The organism is Levilactobacillus paucivorans (assembly GCF_001437125.1).
GTDB lineage: Bacteria > Bacillota > Bacilli > Lactobacillales > Lactobacillaceae > Levilactobacillus > Levilactobacillus paucivorans.
Window position 1 is genome coordinate 39830 of the sequence record NZ_JQCA01000020.1, and the last position, 17601, is coordinate 57430.

Consider the following 17601-nt stretch of genomic DNA (forward strand, 5'->3'; position numbering starts at 1 on the left):
TGAAATGAAAAGCTTAAAGAGGAGGGATTGCTGTGGCGAGACTGTGGTTATTGTCAGATGACGGCGATGTTGTACTGTATCAGTATCAGGTTGAGAATGAAGAGAAGAAGGGCCAAGTAACTTATAGTCGAACGCATAAGGGATTTAAATTCTTAGATACGATTATTGAGGAATCACCACGGATGTATCACAATGGGATTGGAATGGCATTGTTTAAAATGGCAAAGGCTAATGATTTTAAAAAATACTATGTTGTCGCGATGTTCTAACCTTTCTATCGAATCTCAGTACCATTTTTTTGCTGTGCCTTCATCGAAAAAATTAATTAAGAAAGAGTCGGTAACAGCACTTCAGTATAGTACGATAATCTAGTTTGGGTAAGGTGACGCTGAAGTTGTGGTTCGAAATGTAATAATATTTGGGGATGTGCTTCTTTGTACAGTGTCTCAGTTAATTAAATCAATGGGATGGATACGTTTTTGGCTTCGTTAAAGTGATTATTCATCACAAATTGTTACAAGAAAAAAACGGAAAGCCTTCAAAGCAGGCTTTCCGTTTTTTCTAAATCTTCCAATTATTTAAGGAGAGTACAGGAATTGAACCTGCGCGCCGGGTATTCGCCGGTTCGACGGATTTCGAGTCCGTTGCATTACCACTCTGCCAACTCTCCATGTGACTACTAATACATTTTACCAATAATGCATATAAATGCAAGCCAAGTTTGGATTAATTTCGTTGTTGGGTGAAAACGGAGCGGTCGAAAGGTGGCACCCAGGTTGAGGGACCAGCGATTAGAGCCAGGGGGGCAATGTTAGTGCTGTCTAGCTTAGTTGCCAACACGGTCTTACCCGCTTGAATAGCGGTCGCAATTTCCCAGTCGGTCCACTCGGATTGCCAGGTTTCACGACTGACGATGACCAGAAGGCGGTGAGCCCGTTTGATGTCCCGCTTGAGCTGACGCTTAATCTTTGCAGCATGGAAGCCGGTAAAACGAATCGGCAGGTGTTGCTCATGGAAACTCACGGTTGGAAACTCCCAGTCTTGTTCTGACCAATCTTCAAGCTGCTGGCGAAACGAATGGGCCAAGGGATCGGCCGACTGACAACTGATAAAAAGTTCACTCATGGGGGACACTCCTTTCTTTATGAGGTTCATTCTAACGGATGGTTGCGACAACGGGGTGACAACCAGATTGGCATCTTATGAAATTAATATGACAATCCTAATACAAAGTTACTGACTTAAGTCTACCTGACTGAGGAAGCGAACGACAGCCAAGGGGCTAAGTTAGTAATGGTACTAATTGTTCGAACCGAGGATATAAAAAATCCCTCACGCGAGGTGGGGGATTGCTTAAGCGTGTTTAATTGGTTTGCTTCACTTTAATTGCGGGTGCCTTGTGGGCGGCAACAGCTAATTCTGGGAACCAAATGGCGATTTCATGGTGCGCGTTCTCACGGCTGTCCGAGGTGTGGACGATGTTTCTGAGAATACCATCTGGATATTCATGGGCAAAGTCCCCACGGATGGTCCCGGGCTGAGCGTCATTAGGACGGGTCTTACCAGCCAGGTTGTGGACGGCTTTCACCACGTCGGTCCCGGTTACAATAATGGCGACCAGTGGGCCTTCCTGCATATAGGTTTCAATTTCGTGGAAATAAGGTTTGCCGACCTGATCACGGTAATGTTGTTGAAGTTGCGCGCTAGTGGCTCTAACGACCTTTAACGCCACGATTTCATAACGTTTACGTTCGAGTCGGGTGATGATTTCACCAATGTGACCTTCTTCAACGCCATCGGGTTTAACTAACAATAAAGTTTTTTCTGAATTTGCCATGGTAGTGCCTCCTTGAAGTTTTTGAAACAGTCAAGAAACAGTTGCTCACTCATTAACAAGTTACTAACTTAGATATTAGGCTAAACGGTTCCCACAGTCAACCTGCATGCCTTTAAGATATGATTAGGCTGGATCGCCCATAACCATCCAAAGAATGAGGTAGACGATGAGGCCTGGGAAGACGGGCGTCGCTGATAGGACGAGAAATAGGATACGGGCAACTCCGACGTTCCAGTCGAAGCGTTCGGCAAGTCCGCCAATGACACCGGCGAACACCCGATTAGTTGCGGAACGGTGAAAGTCTTTCATGATAACAGCCTCCTAAAAATTAAGATTGGAAATCAATTTTATTGAAGAAGTCGACGTGGATGTCGTCATCGGTAATCTCTAGCTTGGTAATACTGCCGTTGATCGTGGCGATACCCTCGTCCAATTCTGGGGCGTAGCGGTCAACGATGGAACGAATGGTGACCCCATGGGAAACGACAACGACTTGGTCGCCATCCTTGGAGTTGGCCCGTAGCTTATCGAACCCGCGGTCCAAACGTTCCCAGAACATGTCATTACTTTCGGCATCACCATAGAGGTCGGCCTGATGAATCAGGTCACGGGCCTTTTCCAACCCATAAGTGCCTAGCACCTTGGATTCGGAATCCAAGCCCACTTGAACCCCGACGAATTGCCACATCTGATTCAGGTCATTGCCTTCAAAATAGCCGTGGCATTGTTCCCGGAATTCTGGATATTGGTAAGATACGAGATTTTGAGAGTCGGGAATTTCGCGCAAGGCGATTCTAGCCGTCTCAATGGCCCGTCCTGAGTCGCTACTGTAAGCGGCAGTCAGGGGAACATTTTTGAGTTGGCGACCCGCACGTTGCGCGTCAGCCCGTCCCTTGGCCGTCAGAGGTGAGTCGATCCACCCTTGAACCTTGTTATAATGGTTCAACATCGTTTGACCGTGTCGCACGAAGTAAGCCGTAATCTTTTTCATAATTTTAGACCCCTCCATCTTTCAGGTAAGTGGTTACATCTTTAGTATAGCAAGCTTTGTGAAAGAACGCGAAGATTTTTGCATGGCAGGTTAAACTCGGCAAATTTTTAAGGCGTTAGACGGTTATTGTTGGTTAAAACATGCTATGTTATTAGCATACAGGAGATGATGTGGATGAGCATTGAAAGTAGTTATCGTTATACGGGTGATCTGGACTTAGACCTCGATGAGTTAGCCACGCGGGTGGAGAAGGGTCCGGACGCTACGGCCATTGAGAATCGGTTGACGGCCAACGTTTTGGCGCTAGGGGACTTACAGACGCGGCTGTACTCGCAGAAGAAGTACGGTGTGATTATCATTTTGCAGGGGATGGACACGGCCGGTAAGGACGGTCTCATTCGCCATGTCTTCAGCGGCCTCAATCCGTCAGGAACCAGTGTCGTCAGTTTCAAACAGCCAACATCGGTGCAGTTGGACCATGACTTTCTCTGGCGGATCAATCAGGAACTTCCACCTCGGGGGGAGATTCGCATCTTCAATCGGTCACAATATGAGGATGTCTTGATCAGTCGTGTTCATCCCGAGATGTTAACGAAACAAAATCTCCCGGGAATTGACCAGGCTTCGGACGCCGACGATGCGTTCTTTGATCGACGTTATCAGGATCTCAAGCATTATGAAAAGTACTTACGTCATCAGGGCTTTGTTACCATCAAATTCTACTTACATTTGTCCAAGGAAGAACAGACGCGGCGTTTTGAGAAGCGGATTGAGGTGCCAAGTAAAAATTGGAAATTCTCACCAAGTGACGTCAGCGAACGGGCTTACTGGGATGATTACCGGGTCGCCTATACCAAGATGCTTGAGAATACGGCGACAAAACGGTCGCCTTGGTACCTGATTCCAGCCGACGATAAAGGCATTGCACGGCTTATTGTATCTAACATCTTGATTCAACGCTTCCAAGCGTTACAGTTGGAATATCCGACGGTTGATCCAAATGTGAAACGTCAATTGAAGTCGACACTGGAACAGCTTAAAAATGGCAAATTGTAATAGGCAAAAAGCATTAGAACAGCAATGAAGATCTTTTAAATTAAATGTAAATGTAGGATGCAATTAGCCAACTTATTTGCGGTTGTGGTATGATGACTCGCAGAATGTTTCATAAATTAGGAGGAATCAGGGCATGACCGTAACTGTCGGAATTGATAAAATGGGGTTCTTTACCCCCAATCTTTATTTGGACATGCGCGACTTAGCGGCCGCAAGAAACGAGGATCCGAACAAGTATTTAATTGGGATCGGCCAATCAAAACAGGCCGTGATTCCGCCAACTCAAGACGTCGTGACAATGGCGGCCAATGCAGCGGAACAATTTCTGACGCCAGCGTTAAAGGCTGAGATTGGCATGGTGCTGTTTGGGACGGAATCTGGTATCGACAATTCTAAGTCCACAGCGATTTACTTAGCCCATCTGTTGGAACTGCCAGCCGAGACTCGCGCGGTTGAGTTGAAACAAGCCTGCTACGGCGCCACTGCTGGCCTCCAATTAGCCGCTGATTTCGTGCGGGTACGACCTACGGCTAAGGTCTTGGTCATCGGGGCAGACATTGCCCGTTATGGCCTGCGGACGGCCGGTGAGGTGACGCAAGGCGGTGGTGCAGTTGCCATGTTGGTTAGTGCTAATCCGCAGATCCTGGCATTGGATCCCGTCACGAGCTATCACAACGAAGATGTCATGGACTTTTGGCGGCCAACGTACCGGACAGAAGCCTTAGTTGATGGTAAGTACTCCACCAATGTTTATTTGGATTTCTTCAAGCGTGTTTGGCGCGGCTACCAAGACCAAACGGACCTGACCATTGCCGATTTTTCTGCCTTTGTCTTCCACCTACCATTCACGAAGATGGGGCGTAAGGGACTTCGACAGATCCTACCGTCGGCAACCGAGCCCCATCAGGCGGAACTCACGGCAGCCTTTGAAGCCAGCCAGGCGGATAATCGCAACGTGGGGAACCTTTACACGGGGGCCCTTTACCTGAGCCTATTGTCCTTACTCCGGCATCAGACGATGGCGGCGGGCGAGCGCATCGGTCTCTTCAGTTATGGTTCCGGGGCTGAGGGTGAGTTTTTCAGCGGAACCGTGCAAGCAGGTTATCAGCAGGGCTTTGATTCGACAGCTATTGACCAGTTGTTGGATCGCCGTCAGCGGGTCACAGTTGCTGAGTATGAAGACATCTTCATGCAACGGCTCAGCGGTGACGGCAGTGATGCCCACTTAGCCGTGGGGAATGATCCTGCTGAATACCGCTTAACCGGTCGTCAGGGCGAACAACGTCTCTATCAAAAACGATAAAAAAAGGCTGCGAGACGACGAGGTTTCGCGGCCTTTATGATCTATTCAAATTTATTGTGGGTGACGTAACCGTCCTTGTAGATTAAGACTGGCTTCTGATTCTTGAGGCCAATCTGGAAGGTGTAGCCGGTTCCCAGAGCCTTCTTCAGCGAGGCACTGGTCTTACTGAAACTGTTCACGAAGCGGGGCCACTTGGCCTGCTTGGCTTGTTCAGGATGCTTGGTCAGTCCCCGAATCGTTGACTGGAGGTCCTTATTGGTCACGGTCAACGTGTAGGTCTTGGTCTTGGCATCAAAGCTCATCGTGCCAATCTTTTGCAGGGACTTACCCAGTTGCTTATTAACGCTCTTTTCATTGTCGGCTCGCGTGGTTTGACTGGTCTGTGAGTCGAAGGCTTGACCGGAATTCGAGCTGATCTTTTTGGTTGACTCGGTCGTGGGATTATCCGCGGCTTTCTGGTGTGACCAGTAGGGCAACTTCCAAACGGACCAGCCGGTTAGGAGTAAAGCAATGATGAGTAAGGCACTTGCGCCCACCTTGGAACTTCTTTGGTGAAACGCGGTAATTAATGAAAATATGGCGATTAGTGACACTAGGCCACCGAGAATGGCAAATCCGAGGAACATAATGGTGCCTCCTTGAAGAGTTATTAGGTTCAGTATAGCATGAATCATTTCAATGCCGAAAGGCTCAGCCTAAAACCGGATAAACTCGAATAATGTTCGGCATTTGGTCGTAAATAGTGGTTATTAGTAAATTATAACCGAATACTAATTAAAATTCAGTCGCCAAGTGATCGGTTTTCCGGTATAATAACGATATTCTAGAGAAAAGAGGAGATTAGTGTGACCAACGTTTATTTAGCAGGCCCCTTCTTCGATGACGAACAGATTGCTCGAATTGAACGGGTAGAAGCAGCTTTAGAGCAAAATCCGCAGGTCGATAATGTATTTAGCCCCCGGAAGGACGAAATTCCTGGCTTAACCGTGGGGACCCCCGAATGGGCCACACAGACCTTCCAAATGGATGTGTCGCAGATTGACCACGCCGATGTTGTGGTGGCCGTTTCTGACTTTGTCGATGACCAAGTGGACTCCGGTACCGCCTTTGAAATTGGCTATGCGTTCCACAGCAAGAAGCCCGTGGTGCTATTCCATGAAAAGGACACGGTATTGAACTTGATGCTGGCTGAGAGCCTGCATGCCTACCTCAAGACGGCCAAGGACTTGGCCGAATACGACTTCAATTCCTTACCTGAAAGTCATTATCACGGTAAAGTATTCTAAATAGAAAATCAGGGTGTCATTGCCCGAAAGAAAGGCGCGTGCCAATTGGCACGCGCCTTTACTGTTAGTTAGGTTTAGTGAACATCGTCACGGAACAAACCAACGACTTTACCCAGAATGCTGACATGGTTCAAGATGATTGGGGCCATGGTATCATTTTCGGGCTGTAACCGGAAATGGTCGGCTTCCTTGAAGAATCGCTTGCAAGTCGCTTCGTTTTCTTCGGTCATCGCAATGACAATGTCACCGTTGTCCGCAGATTGTTGCCGCCGGACGATGACTTGGTCACCGTTTAAAATTCCGATGTTAATCATACTTTCCCCGCGGATGGTCAACATGAAGAGCTGATCGTCGTCGCGTTCGAATTCAGGTGGAACCGGGAAGTAATCCGTGGCTTCTTGAACGGCCAAGATTGGTTCACCGGCAGTCACGGTTCCCAGAACCGGGATCCGTGTTTGTTTCTCGTGAACACCAAGTTCTTCTAATCCGGCAGGCGTGACTTCCAAAGCCCGTGGCTTAGTGGGGTCCTTTGTCAGGAGTCCCTTCTTTTCTAGGCGGGCGATGTGACCGTGTACCGTCGAGGTAGAGGAGAGGGCAACGGCCTCGCCAATTTCACGGACGGTTGGCGGATACCCTTTTTCGTTTACCCGTTCCCAAATGAAACGTAGAACGGCAAGTTGTTTGCTTTCTGATGCTTTCGTCATGTAATGCCACCTCGTTCGTCATTCGTAGTATAGTTTAGTGTTAGTGTAGCATAGGTAGACCGGCATTTCAAACAGATGTTCGGGTAGATTAGTTGAATTCTAAAATTAAGCCTGATAAGATAGGGATTGGTTTTAAAAAGACGGGGCAGCAATGCCAAGACGTTTTACAGATTTTATTGAATAAGGAGGGTTGTTCATGGCAGAGGAAACAATGGACACCTTATTGGTCCGTATCAACGAACTCGCCCACAAGGCGAAGGCTAGCGGCCTCAACGATGCCGAGAAGGCGGAACGTGCCGAACTGCGTCAACGTTATCTGAAGTTATTCCGGGCTAGTTTTAAGAGTCAAGTGGAAATGCTCCAGGTTTATGATAAGGAAGGCAAAGAAGTTACACCTGAAAAGGTTCGCGATATCCAACGTAAAAAGGGTCTCCGCGACAATTAATCAGGAGAGCGGGTCATTTTCAGCGATTCGCTCTTTTATTTTGCGTTAAGGTTGTGTAGAATTGTTTATTGAATGACGTCATGAAGGAGGGGAATCAGCTTGGCAACCTGGATCTGGATTTTAATCGTAATTATCGTCGGAATCGCCGGTGCTGTTGGGGGCTTTTACGCTGCCCGTAAGTACATGGAAAACTATCTGAAAGATAATCCACCAATTAACGAAGACCAATTACGCGCGATGATGTTGCAGATGGGTCAAAAACCATCACAACGTAAGTTACATCAAATGATGAATGCGATGAAACAACAATCATCTTCTAAAAAGTAAATTGGGTTAATCGATGGCTCGCTTCCAGGCTAACTGGGGCGAGCTTTTTGATTGCAATAAAAATTTATTCCGCTAGAATTATAAGGTCTGTTATAATTTAATCATGTTTTAATCATATTATAATCATATTCTAATCTTAGGAGGGACGTTCGTGAGTATATTTCGGAAATTAGCATGGTACTTTCGCCAGGAATGGCGGGTGTATCTGACGGGAATCGTGGGGCTCTTATTGACTGCGATTATTGCCATAATTCCTCCACGGATCATTGGGAACATGGTGGATGGCATCCACGGACAAACCATGACGGGGAAACTCTTGGTCATTGATCTCACCCTTATTACAGTGGCCGCCTTGGCTCAGTATGCGACCCGTTATCTTTGGCGAAATGCCATTTGGGGTGGCGCAGCCAAGCTAGAACAGTTACTTAGAAATCGGCTGTTCGATCATTTTATGCGGATGGACCGCGTGTTCTACCAGCGCTATCGTACCGGGGATTTGATGGCCCATGCCACCAATGACTTGGAGGCGATTCAACGGGTGGCCGGTGGGGGGATCCTGGAGTTTGCGGATGCCATTATCACCGGGGGAACCACTCTGATCGCCATGATGGCGCTGATCGATTGGCGGCTAACGTTACTGGCCATTATTCCATTCCCATTCTTAGCCCTGATCTCGTGGTACTTGGGTCATAAGATTCACAAAGCCTTTGGGGCCTCTCAGGAGGCTTTCTCCCGGCTTAATAACAAGGCCCAGGAAAGTATTAGCGGCATCAAGGTCATCAAGGCTCTGGGCCAAGAGGACGCCGATGTGGCGGATTTCAACAGCCAGGTCGATCGAACCATTAAGATTAACCGACGGGTGAACCGGTTGGATTCGTTGTTTGATCCCATGATTACCTTGGTAATCTCGGTTTCTTATATTGCGACGATTGTGTTGGGGGGCCTCTTCGTGGTCAACCACACCATTACCATTGGTAATCTGGTGTCGTTTATCAGCTACCTGGCCATGATGGTCTGGCCCATGTTTGCCGTGGGGATGCTCTTTAACACCATGGAACGTGGGAATGCCAGTTACGATCGGGTCATGGAATTATTGGAACAGAAGACCCACATCATTGATCGTCAGGATGGTATCACGACGCGCCCAACCGGGACGCTGAGTTATCACGTGAACCGTTTTGACTATCCGGACGACGCAGGTGCCAGTCTTCAGCGGGTTGATTTCGATCTTCCAGCTGGGCACACCTTAGGCATTGTCGGTCGGGTCGGAGCCGGAAAGTCCACGATTATGAAATTAATTCTGCGGGAATTCGACAATTATGAAGGAACGATCAGTTTCGGTGGTCACGACATCAAGGATTATGCGCTGGACAGCTATCTGCCAGCCATTGGGTACGTGCCTCAAGAAAGTTTCCTATTCTCTTCCAACATTTTTGAAAATATCCGCTTTGCCAATCCCAACGCAACGCAAGCTGAGGTTGAGGCTGCGGCGGCCAAGAGTGATTTAGCCGGGCAAATTGCGCAGTTACCGGCAGGCTACGACACCGAAGTTGGTGAGGAAGGGATTTCGTTGTCCGGTGGGCAACGGCAACGACTGGCCATTGCCAGGGCCTTACTCATCAGTCCGGAATTGTTAATTCTGGATGATGCCTTGTCCGCGGTGGATGCCGAAACCGAGACAGAAATCTTAGCCAACCTGAAGGCCGAACGGGCCAACAAGACCACCGTGATTTCGGCGCACCGGTTGAGTTCAGTGATGAACGCCGATGAAATTCTGGTGCTTAACGACGGCCACGTGGTCGAACGGGGCAATCATGCCGAATTGATGGCCAACGATGGGTGGTATCACCGCATGTTTATTGAACAGCAATTAGAAACACAAGTGAGAGGAGGGAACGGCGATGGCAGATAAGCCCCAACAATCAGCATGGGCGCACAGCATGACTACCAAGGAACAGTGGACGGTCGTCAAGCGACTGTTAAAGTTCGCTGCTCCTTACAAATGGTTCTTCATCGGTTCCGTCGTCTTGTCGGCGTTGATCAGTGCGGTGAACGTCTTTCTCCCATGGATTCTTCAAACTTACATGGATAAGTATCTGCGAACAAATAACGCCACGCTTGTGATCATGTGGACCTTTGCCGGCATTTACTTTTTGGGAATGTTGACACGAGCGATCATGCAATTTTGGCAGAACTATACCAGTACCATGGGGGCCGAGTACATGCTTGAAAATGTTCGCCGGAAACTCTTCAGTGAACTGCATCAAAAAGGAATGCGTTACTTCGACCAGACGCCAGGTGGATCGATCCTGTCACGGTTAATGAATGATACCATGACGTTTTCAAACTTTTGGGCGTTACTCAATACGTTAGTTCTGGCTTTCTTCGCGGTGGTGTCATCCTTTGCGGCGATGTATGCAACCGATGTTAAGGTAGCACTGTGGACGCTCGCGTTGGTGCCGTTCTTGTTACTGACTATCTGGTACTACCAACGGTTCAGCTCACGGGTCTACCGGCGAATGCGGGAACGACTGAGTGAACTCAACACGAAGCTCGCCGAGGCCATTACTGGGATTACCGTAATTCAGGAGTTCCGGCAAGAGAAGCGGACATCCAAAAACTTTCAGAAGACAAATGCGGCGTATTACGATACGCGTAAAGATATGATTCGGACGAACTCCTTACTGTTAAGTCCCATCATCAATTTACTTTATGCGTTAGGCACCGTTATTGTTTTGGGGATTTTCGGTATGCGGGGCCTGCATGAGGTCGTCGCAGCCGGGGTCATTTACGCCTTCATTACGTACCTCAACAACTTTTACAGTCCTATGAGTAATATGATGGATAGTCTGAGTGACTTCCAAAATGGGATGGTGGCTGGCTCGCGGGTGCTCCGCGTTGTGGATGACCAGACACTGGCGCCACAGCAACATCCGGTGGCCGATGCCAAGATCACGCAAGGGAAGATTGAATTTCGCCACGTGACATTTGCTTATGACCAGGAACATCCGGTGTTAAAGGACGTGTCATTCGTCGCGGAACCGGGACAGACCGTGGCCTTGGTTGGGCAAACGGGATCCGGGAAGACCTCGACGATTAACGTCCTCATGCGCTTCTACGAATTCCAGTCCGGCCAAGTGTTAATCGATGACCGTGACATTCGGGAATATCCGGCCGAGGAGTTACGGCAGAAGATGGGGCTCGTGCTCCAGGAACCGCAACTCTTTTACGGGGATATCCAGACCAATATTCGGATGTTTAATCCGGATATTTCGGATGCTCAGGTTGAACGGGCGGCTCACTTTGTTCAAGCCGATGATTTCATCGAACAGTTACCACAGGGTTATGCGACACCGGTTTTGGAACGGGGGACCGAATATTCTGCCGGGCAACGGCAATTGATTACATTTGCCAGAACGGTAGTCACCGATCCGAAAATTCTGATCCTCGATGAAGCCACGGCCAACGTGGATACCGAAACAGAAAATATGATTCAAACGGGGTTGTCACGGATTCAAGAAAACCGGACGACCATTGCGATTGCGCACCGGTTATCAACGATTCAAAACGCCGATCTCATCCTGGTCCTTCATCAGGGGAAGATTGTGGAACGTGGAACCAACGACGAACTGATGCAACAGCACGGTTATTACTACGATATGATTCAACTTCAAAATACCGCTAAAGATTAAGCGGCGGATCAAAAAAGTCTGGGATTTTCCCAGACTTTTTGCATTCTCAAAGTTATATGATCGAAACGTGCGACAACAGGCAGCTGGTTCAACTTAAACCTGATAACCAAACAATCCAAGCCAAGGATTCTTCGGTCATCAGCCTCAATGCTCACCAGATAACCGCCTGTTGTCGCACGCTTAGGCTATTTCTTTTCGGCATGTTCCGCGGTAACATCAACGTAGTGGAAATCTGGATCGATCTGTTGGTCCAGCGCGTCGAAGGCCGCTTGCATTTGTTGTTCAATCGTTGCCTGGCCGTCCTCGTCAAGTTTGAGGTGACGGTCGATGGTGATCGGTTCACCGAAGGCTACGGTGACGCGTTTACGTGAAAAGAGTCGTTTGAAGGTCAGTGGCCCTTGATAGACAGCGGGGACCAATGGCACCTTGGCCATCTTGGCAATCAAAGCAGCCCCACCTTTTAATTCGGAGGAATGACGCGATCCAGAAGGGAACATGATCAGCGACAGGTCACCGCGCCGGAGCATGCGGACCGGCGTCTTGATAGCAGAAGGCCCGGGATTGTCCCGATTCACTGGAAAACCATTGACATGGTGGAGTAACCATCGGAAAATGGAATTCTGGAAGAGTTCTTCCTTAGCCATAAAGCTAAACTTCCGCGGACTCGCTGCTAAGGCGAAGTAAACGGGGTCGAACCAAGTTCGATGCGGGCCAACCAGAATGTAGGGGCCTTCGGGTAGGCGGTCGCGATTCAAATAGGTCGCCTTACCATTAACAATAAATAAAATTATGCGGATAACCACGCGTAGGAACGAATAGAACATGGGTCGCACTCCTCTCTCAATGTTACTAATGAATCTAGTATGCAAAAAAAGTCACGGGGTTGCAAGCGATCTTAATAAAAAACAAAGGGTGACGAACAGGAAATGACAGCAACTAATTTAAAATCGGGGGAACGGATCGACCAACTTTATAGCCAAAATATTCAGATCATCCAGAGTCCCGAGGTCTTTGCCTTCTCCTTAGATGCCGTGTTATTGGCGGATTTTGCCAAACCTTTAGCCAAGGCCAGTAGCCAAACGGTGGATCTGTGTGCCGGCAACGGGGCGGTTGGTCTCTTTATGAGTTCCAAAACCCGTGGAAAAATTGCCGAGGTTGAGATTCAACCGCGACTGGCTGACATGGCCCGGCGGAGTGTGACGCTCAATCACCTCGATGATCGCATGACGGTCTACGAAGGGGATCTGGCCAACGTCACGGACTGGATTCCCAAGGATTCGGTGGATGTGGTGACGTGTAATCCACCATATTTCGCCGATCTGCCAGATAGTCAGAAGAACCCGAATGAATACTTGGCAATTGCTCGGCACGAGATTACCACGAATTTAGCAACGGTTGTCGCCACCACCAGTGGCCTTTTGAAGATGGGTGGCAAGGCCTACTTTGTTCATCGGCCGGATCGATTGCTGCAATTGTTAGATCTGATGGCCGCCAATCGTTTGGCTCCCAAACGGATTCGCTTGGTTCACCCCAAGCCAGGTAAAGAAGCCAACATGGTCTTGGTCGAGGCCATTAAGGATGGCAAGCCCGGGGGTCTTCGTTTCTTAGCCCCGTTGATGGTGTACGATCAAGCCGGAAAATATACGGCGGAAGTGCAGGCGTTGCTCTATGGCCAGTCATAAAATCTACTATTTTTACGTGTTGTTATGCGATGATCAGTCGCTCTACGGTGGATTTACCACGGACGTGGGAGAGCGTTTTGCCACGCATCGAGCTGGTAAGGGGGCGAAATACACCCGGTTACACCGACCGATTAAGGTGTTATTCAGTCAAGCCTTCGATAATAAACACGATGCCCTCCATGCTGAATGGGCCTTCAAACACCAATCGCGGCAAAAGAAATTAGCCTTTTTGGCCGACCAAGGGGTTATGATTGATTAGCGTTCGGACCCTAATTGTCAAGGCCCAGGCAAGTGGTTAACTCAACTAAGCAATTTGGTCGATAAATGACTTACTCTATGGTACACTCTAAACACATCAACAGACTATTTTAAGATTTGTGAAGGAGGAACTGACCGTGAAAATTATTGCTTATGGCATTCGAGAAGATGAACGGCCTTACTTAGAAGAATGGGCGCAGGACCAAGGAATTGAGGTCCGTGTCGTTCGAGAACTATTGGATGAACAGACAGCCGATCTAGCCAAGGGTTATGATGGGGCGGTGGTTTACCAACAGAAGCCATACTCTGGGGCAATTTTAGATCGATTAGCCGCCAATGGCGTGACAAACCTCTCGTTACGTAACGTTGGGGTCGATAACGTGGATGCGGATGCGGTGAAACGCCATGGGTTTAAGGTGACTAACGTGCCGGCTTATTCACCAGCGGCCATCGCCGAATTTACGGTGACGCGGCTCATGCAATTGCTGCGGCGGACCCCAACCTTTGATCGGGAACAGGCCTTAGGTGACCTACGTTGGGCGCCCGACATTGCCGATGAACTCAACACGATGACGGTGGGGATTGTCGCGACCGGCCGGATTGGCCGCGCTGCCATGAAAATCTACCAGGGATTTGGCGCCAAGGTGATTGCCTATGATGTTTACCACAATCCCGAACTGGAGAAGCAGGGGATCTATGTCGACACGCTCGATGACCTCTACGCGCAGGCAGATGTGATCTCCTTGCATGCCCCTGCCACCAAGGACAATGAGAAGATGTTGAATGACGCGGCCTTTGCCAAGATGAAGCCCGGTGTGTGGATTTTAAATCCAGCACGGGGGGCTCTGATTGACACGGATGCCCTGATCAGAGCCTTAGACAGTGGTCAGGTCGCTGGTGCGGCACTGGACGTCTATGAGGACGAAGTGGGAATCTTTAACACCGACTTCGGGAGCTTTGCCTCGATTCCAGACGAACGCCTGAAGAACTTGATGGAACGGGACAACGTGTTAGTTAGCCCCCACATTGCGTTCTATACACGGACGGCCGTGAAGAACATGGTGCAATATGCCTTGAATAACAACCGAGACTTGATTGCGACCGGTCATGCCAAGAATGAAGTTCAATTCTAAAACTGAGGACAAACAAAAAGCGTTGCCTGCTGGCGACGCTTTTTTACGGCCTAAGCCTCTGGAATTGTGGTGAGTGCCAGGAGTAAGTCCTGTAGCTCGAGAGGGTCGGTAACCGTTTGGTCGGGGACCCATTGGCCATCAGGCTCCTCTAAATCACGGTGGTTAAACCAGAAGGACTGCCAGCCGGCTTGTTTGGACGCTCTGACATCCATGCTGTAGCAGTCACCAACGTAGGCGACTTCACTAGCTCGCAGATTTAGCCGACGATTCATTAGGGTGAAAATTTGGGGATCAGGTTTGGCCAGACCGACTTCTTCCGAGGTCACAATGGCCTCTCTGTCGATCCACCGATGCATTTGAAGTTGCATCACTTTTGCCAATTGAAATTGAGTGTTACCATTGGTCAGAATACCCAGCTGGTATTGTTGGCTGAGGCTATCGAGGGCCGTTGATAGGCCGGGGAAGAGTTTAATATCAGCCAACCCAGCGGTGTAAGCTTCTTCAAAATTCAACGCGCTTTGGGCATCGACGGCGGGCAGGTGTTGAGCCAGTAAGGCGGTGTTTAACCGCTTGACGGCCATCTCTTGTTCGGACCAGTGCCCGTTAATGACGTGAGCATACGCCTGGTGACTCTGCTGGCGGTACGCTTGAAACGTGGTATTCAGATCAACCTCTGACGGCAATCCTAGGATTGGCGCGAGGGCGGCCTCAAAGGGAGCCTTTTGATCATAGAGCGTGTCATCGACATCGAAGACGACCGCTTTAATCATGTTCGTTTCCTCCTCAGTAGTGCCTAAGCAGTGTACCATACCCAGGAATAAATGCCAATTTTCTCAAAAATGCTGTCGATTTAGCTTGTGTTCATCCCAGTTGTTTTGTATAATGATTGTCGGTGCTTATGCACCAATTCACACCTCGCGTGATGGCTGAAGGGGTGCTCGCAAGAGTTCTTCGGCTGTGAGATCGTGGGGGAGGAAATCAAAAACTATTTGGAGGCATTTTATCATGGCTGTTATTTCAATGAAACAACTGCTCGAAGCCGGTGTCCACTTTGGTCACCAAACCCGTCGTTGGAACCCTAAGATGAAGCAATACATCTTTACGGAACGTAACGGTATCTACATCATCGACTTACAAAAGACGGTGAAGTTAATTGACGTTGCTTACAACTACATGAAGGACGAAGCTGCTAAGGGCGCCGTTGTTCTGTTTGTTGGGACTAAGAAGCAAGCTCAAGATTCTATCGAAGAAGAAGCTACCCGTGCCGGTCAATACTACGTTAACCACCGTTGGTTAGGTGGGACTTTGACCAACTGGGAAACCATCCAAACTCGGATCAAGCGTCTTAAAGATTTGAAGAAGATGGCTACTGACGGTACTTTTGACGTTCTTCCTAAGAAGGAAGTTTCCTTACTTAAGAAGTCACAAGACAAGTTGGAACGTTTCTTAGGCGGTATCGAAGATATGCCTAAGCTCCCTGACGTTATGTTCATCGTTGACCCTCGCAAGGAACAAATCGCTGTTCACGAAGCACAAAAGTTGAACATTCCGATCGTTGCCATGGTTGATACGAACACTGACCCAGATGAAATTGACGTGGTTATCCCATCTAACGATGACGCTATCCGTGCCGTTCGTCTGATTACTTCTAAGATGGCTGATGCCATTGTTGAAGGTCGTCAAGGTGAAGACCAAGTTGACGAAAAGACTTTCGAAGGTAAGAAATCAGCTGACAAGAAGAGCGCAAAGCCTTCTGACAACTCGATGGAAGACATCGTTAACGCCGTTGAAGGCGACAACAAGTAATTTAATGCAAGGTAACGGGCAACCGCTACTTTCCAAATACTAGATTTAAAAGCACCTTAGGCTGGCTTAATGTTTAGGACCGTTCATGGCCTGAGATTGAGTCAGTCTTTTTTGCGACTATATGCTTAACATTGATAAAGGAGGCCATTAAACATGGCAAGCAAAATCACTGCAGCACAAGTTAAAGAATTACGTGACAAAACCCAAGTTGGGATGATGGATGCTAAGAAGGCCCTTGTTGCTTCTGAAGGTGACATGGACAAGGCGATCGATTTTCTTCGTGAAAAGGGTATCGCTAAGGCTAAGAAGAAGAGTGGCAACGTTGCGGCTAACGGTTTAGCTCGCGTTATGGTTAGCGGTAACACCGCTGCCATCATCGAAGTTAACTCTGAAACGGACTTCGTTGCAACTAACGACACGTTCAATGCCTTGGTTGACAAGGTTGCCAACACGATTGCTGCCAAGCAACCAGCTGACATGGATGCTGCCTTAGCCTTGAAGGCTGACGATGGCGAAACGTTAAACGAAGCCATCATCAAGACGACTCAAGTCACGAGTGAAAACGTTAAGTTACGTCGTTTTGCCGTTGTTAACAAGACTGACGGCCAAGTATTCGGTGCTTACTTACACCAAGGTGGCCAAATCGCCGCTGTCGTTGTTTTAGACGGTGCCGATGAAGCTACTGCCAAGGATGTGGCGATGCACGTTGCCGCCATCAACCCAGAATTCGTTTCCAAGGATGACATTCCTGCTGACCGTTTGGCTCACGAACGTGAAGTCTTGAAGCAAGAAGCCTTGAACGAAGGCAAGCCTGAAAAGATCGTTGAAAAGATGGTCGAAGGCCGTCTCCACAAGTTCTTGTCAGAAATCAGTTTAGCTGACCAACCATTCGTTAAGGATGGCGACCAAACTGTTGGCCAATTCGTTGCCAGCAAGGGTGGTAAGTTGGTAAGCTTCGTCCGTTACGAAGTTGGTGAAGGAATCGAAAAGCCTAAGTCTGACTTAGCGCAAGAAGTCCAAGACCAAATCAACGGTTAATTTTGACCGAAAAGCGTAGTTTCCGTTCGGGGACTACGCTTTT

21 protein-coding genes and 1 tRNA gene are annotated in these 17601 nt (G+C 48.6%); 13 read left to right on the top strand and 9 right to left on the bottom strand.

The window, feature by feature from the left end; all coding sequences use genetic code 11:
• Positions 1–32: 32 nt before the first annotated feature.
• A complete protein-coding gene (locus tag IV54_RS01080; RefSeq protein ID WP_057877551.1) occupies positions 33–269 on the top strand; it encodes a hypothetical protein in 237 nt (78 codons plus the stop codon).
• Between the two features lie 312 nt (positions 270–581).
• Here IV54_RS01080 and IV54_RS01085 read toward each other — a convergent pair.
• The 5 genes from IV54_RS01085 to IV54_RS01105 form a co-directional block, all read right to left on the bottom strand.
• Positions 582–670: transfer RNA gene (locus IV54_RS01085), tRNA-Ser, on the bottom strand.
• A 56-nt stretch (positions 671–726) separates the two neighbouring features.
• Positions 727–1125, bottom strand: coding sequence for a TIR domain-containing protein (locus IV54_RS01090; protein ID WP_057877552.1), 399 nt, complete (start codon positions 1123–1125; stop codon positions 727–729).
• A 238-nt stretch (positions 1126–1363) separates the two neighbouring features.
• Positions 1364–1837: a nucleoside-diphosphate kinase gene (gene ndk, locus IV54_RS01095; RefSeq protein ID WP_057877553.1), complete on the bottom strand. Its 474-nt coding sequence runs from the start codon at positions 1835–1837 to the stop codon at positions 1364–1366.
• 123 nt (positions 1838–1960) lie between these two features.
• Positions 1961–2146: a PspC domain-containing protein gene (locus tag IV54_RS01100; RefSeq protein WP_057877554.1), complete on the bottom strand. Its 186-nt coding sequence runs from the start codon at positions 2144–2146 to the stop codon at positions 1961–1963.
• A 19-nt stretch (positions 2147–2165) separates the two neighbouring features.
• Positions 2166–2828, bottom strand: a complete 663-nt coding sequence (locus IV54_RS01105) for a histidine phosphatase family protein (RefSeq protein ID WP_057877555.1) — start codon at positions 2826–2828, stop codon at positions 2166–2168.
• Positions 2829–3002: 174 nt separating this feature from the next.
• On the opposite strand from IV54_RS01105, the gene IV54_RS01110 reads away from it, so the two are divergent.
• Both IV54_RS01110 and IV54_RS01115 read left to right on the top strand, forming a co-directional pair.
• A complete protein-coding gene (locus IV54_RS01110) occupies positions 3003–3884 on the top strand; it encodes a PPK2 family polyphosphate kinase (RefSeq protein WP_057877556.1) in 882 nt (293 codons plus the stop codon).
• Between the two features lie 133 nt (positions 3885–4017).
• Positions 4018–5187: a hydroxymethylglutaryl-CoA synthase gene (locus IV54_RS01115; RefSeq protein ID WP_057877557.1), complete on the top strand. Its 1170-nt coding sequence runs from the start codon at positions 4018–4020 to the stop codon at positions 5185–5187.
• Between the two features lie 41 nt (positions 5188–5228).
• Here IV54_RS01115 and IV54_RS01120 read toward each other — a convergent pair whose 3' ends face one another.
• On the bottom strand, positions 5229–5813 hold the full coding sequence (locus IV54_RS01120; RefSeq protein WP_057877558.1) for a hypothetical protein: 585 nt from the start codon (positions 5811–5813) through the stop codon (positions 5229–5231).
• Between the two features lie 219 nt (positions 5814–6032).
• On the opposite strand from IV54_RS01120, the gene IV54_RS01125 reads away from it, so the two are divergent.
• Positions 6033–6473 carry a nucleoside 2-deoxyribosyltransferase gene (locus IV54_RS01125; protein ID WP_057877559.1) on the top strand — a complete coding sequence of 147 codons (441 nt, stop codon included), beginning with the start codon at positions 6033–6035 and terminating at the stop codon, positions 6471–6473.
• 74 nt (positions 6474–6547) lie between these two features.
• Here IV54_RS01125 and lexA read toward each other — a convergent pair whose 3' ends face one another.
• Positions 6548–7177 carry a transcriptional repressor LexA gene (gene lexA / locus IV54_RS01130; protein WP_057877560.1) on the bottom strand — a complete coding sequence of 210 codons (630 nt, stop codon included), beginning with the start codon at positions 7175–7177 and terminating at the stop codon, positions 6548–6550.
• 196 nt (positions 7178–7373) lie between these two features.
• Between lexA and IV54_RS01135 the strand changes: the two genes are divergently transcribed.
• From IV54_RS01135 to IV54_RS01150, 4 genes are all read left to right on the top strand, one after another.
• A complete protein-coding gene (locus tag IV54_RS01135) occupies positions 7374–7622 on the top strand; it encodes a DUF896 domain-containing protein (RefSeq protein WP_057877561.1) in 249 nt (82 codons plus the stop codon).
• 99 nt (positions 7623–7721) lie between these two features.
• Positions 7722–7949 (top strand): YneF family protein, encoded by a 228-nt coding sequence (locus tag IV54_RS01140; RefSeq protein WP_057877562.1) that lies wholly within the window; start codon positions 7722–7724, stop codon positions 7947–7949.
• A 151-nt stretch (positions 7950–8100) separates the two neighbouring features.
• Positions 8101–9861 carry an ABC transporter ATP-binding protein gene (locus IV54_RS01145; protein ID WP_057877563.1) on the top strand — a complete coding sequence of 587 codons (1761 nt, stop codon included), beginning with the start codon at positions 8101–8103 and terminating at the stop codon, positions 9859–9861.
• On the top strand, positions 9851–11641 hold the full coding sequence (locus IV54_RS01150; protein WP_057877564.1) for an ABC transporter ATP-binding protein: 1791 nt from the start codon (positions 9851–9853) through the stop codon (positions 11639–11641). Before IV54_RS01145 ends, IV54_RS01150 begins: the two co-directional genes overlap by 11 nt.
• Positions 11642–11826: 185 nt before the next feature.
• Here the strand turns inward: IV54_RS01150 and IV54_RS01155 are convergent, their stop codons facing one another.
• Positions 11827–12465 (bottom strand): lysophospholipid acyltransferase family protein, encoded by a 639-nt coding sequence (locus tag IV54_RS01155; protein WP_057877565.1) that lies wholly within the window; start codon positions 12463–12465, stop codon positions 11827–11829.
• A gap of 102 nt (positions 12466–12567) precedes the next feature.
• Here IV54_RS01155 and IV54_RS01160 point away from each other — a divergent pair, with 102 nt between their 5' ends.
• The 3 genes from IV54_RS01160 (at position 12568) to IV54_RS01170 (ending at position 14714) form a co-directional block, all read left to right on the top strand.
• Entirely contained in the window at positions 12568–13323 is a 756-nt protein-coding gene (locus tag IV54_RS01160; protein ID WP_057877566.1) for a tRNA1(Val) (adenine(37)-N6)-methyltransferase, read from the top strand.
• On the top strand, positions 13310–13582 hold the full coding sequence (locus IV54_RS01165) for a GIY-YIG nuclease family protein (protein WP_057877567.1): 273 nt from the start codon (positions 13310–13312) through the stop codon (positions 13580–13582). The genes IV54_RS01160 and IV54_RS01165 overlap by 14 nt, the downstream gene beginning before the upstream one ends.
• A 136-nt stretch (positions 13583–13718) precedes the next feature.
• A complete protein-coding gene (locus IV54_RS01170; protein ID WP_057877568.1) occupies positions 13719–14714 on the top strand; it encodes a D-2-hydroxyacid dehydrogenase in 996 nt (331 codons plus the stop codon).
• Positions 14715–14764: 50 nt separating this feature from the next.
• On the opposite strand, the gene IV54_RS01175 is transcribed toward IV54_RS01170, so the two are convergent.
• Entirely contained in the window at positions 14765–15484 is a 720-nt protein-coding gene (locus tag IV54_RS01175) for an HAD family hydrolase (RefSeq protein ID WP_057877569.1), read from the bottom strand.
• Between the two features lie 235 nt (positions 15485–15719).
• On the opposite strand from IV54_RS01175, the gene rpsB reads away from it, so the two are divergent.
• Entirely contained in the window at positions 15720–16520 is an 801-nt protein-coding gene (rpsB, locus tag IV54_RS01180; protein WP_057877570.1) for a 30S ribosomal protein S2, read from the top strand.
• Positions 16521–16673: 153 nt separating this feature from the next.
• Positions 16674–17558, top strand: coding sequence for a translation elongation factor Ts (gene tsf, locus IV54_RS01185; protein WP_057877571.1), 885 nt, complete (start codon positions 16674–16676; stop codon positions 17556–17558).
• The last annotated feature ends 43 nt before the right edge of the window (positions 17559–17601 follow it).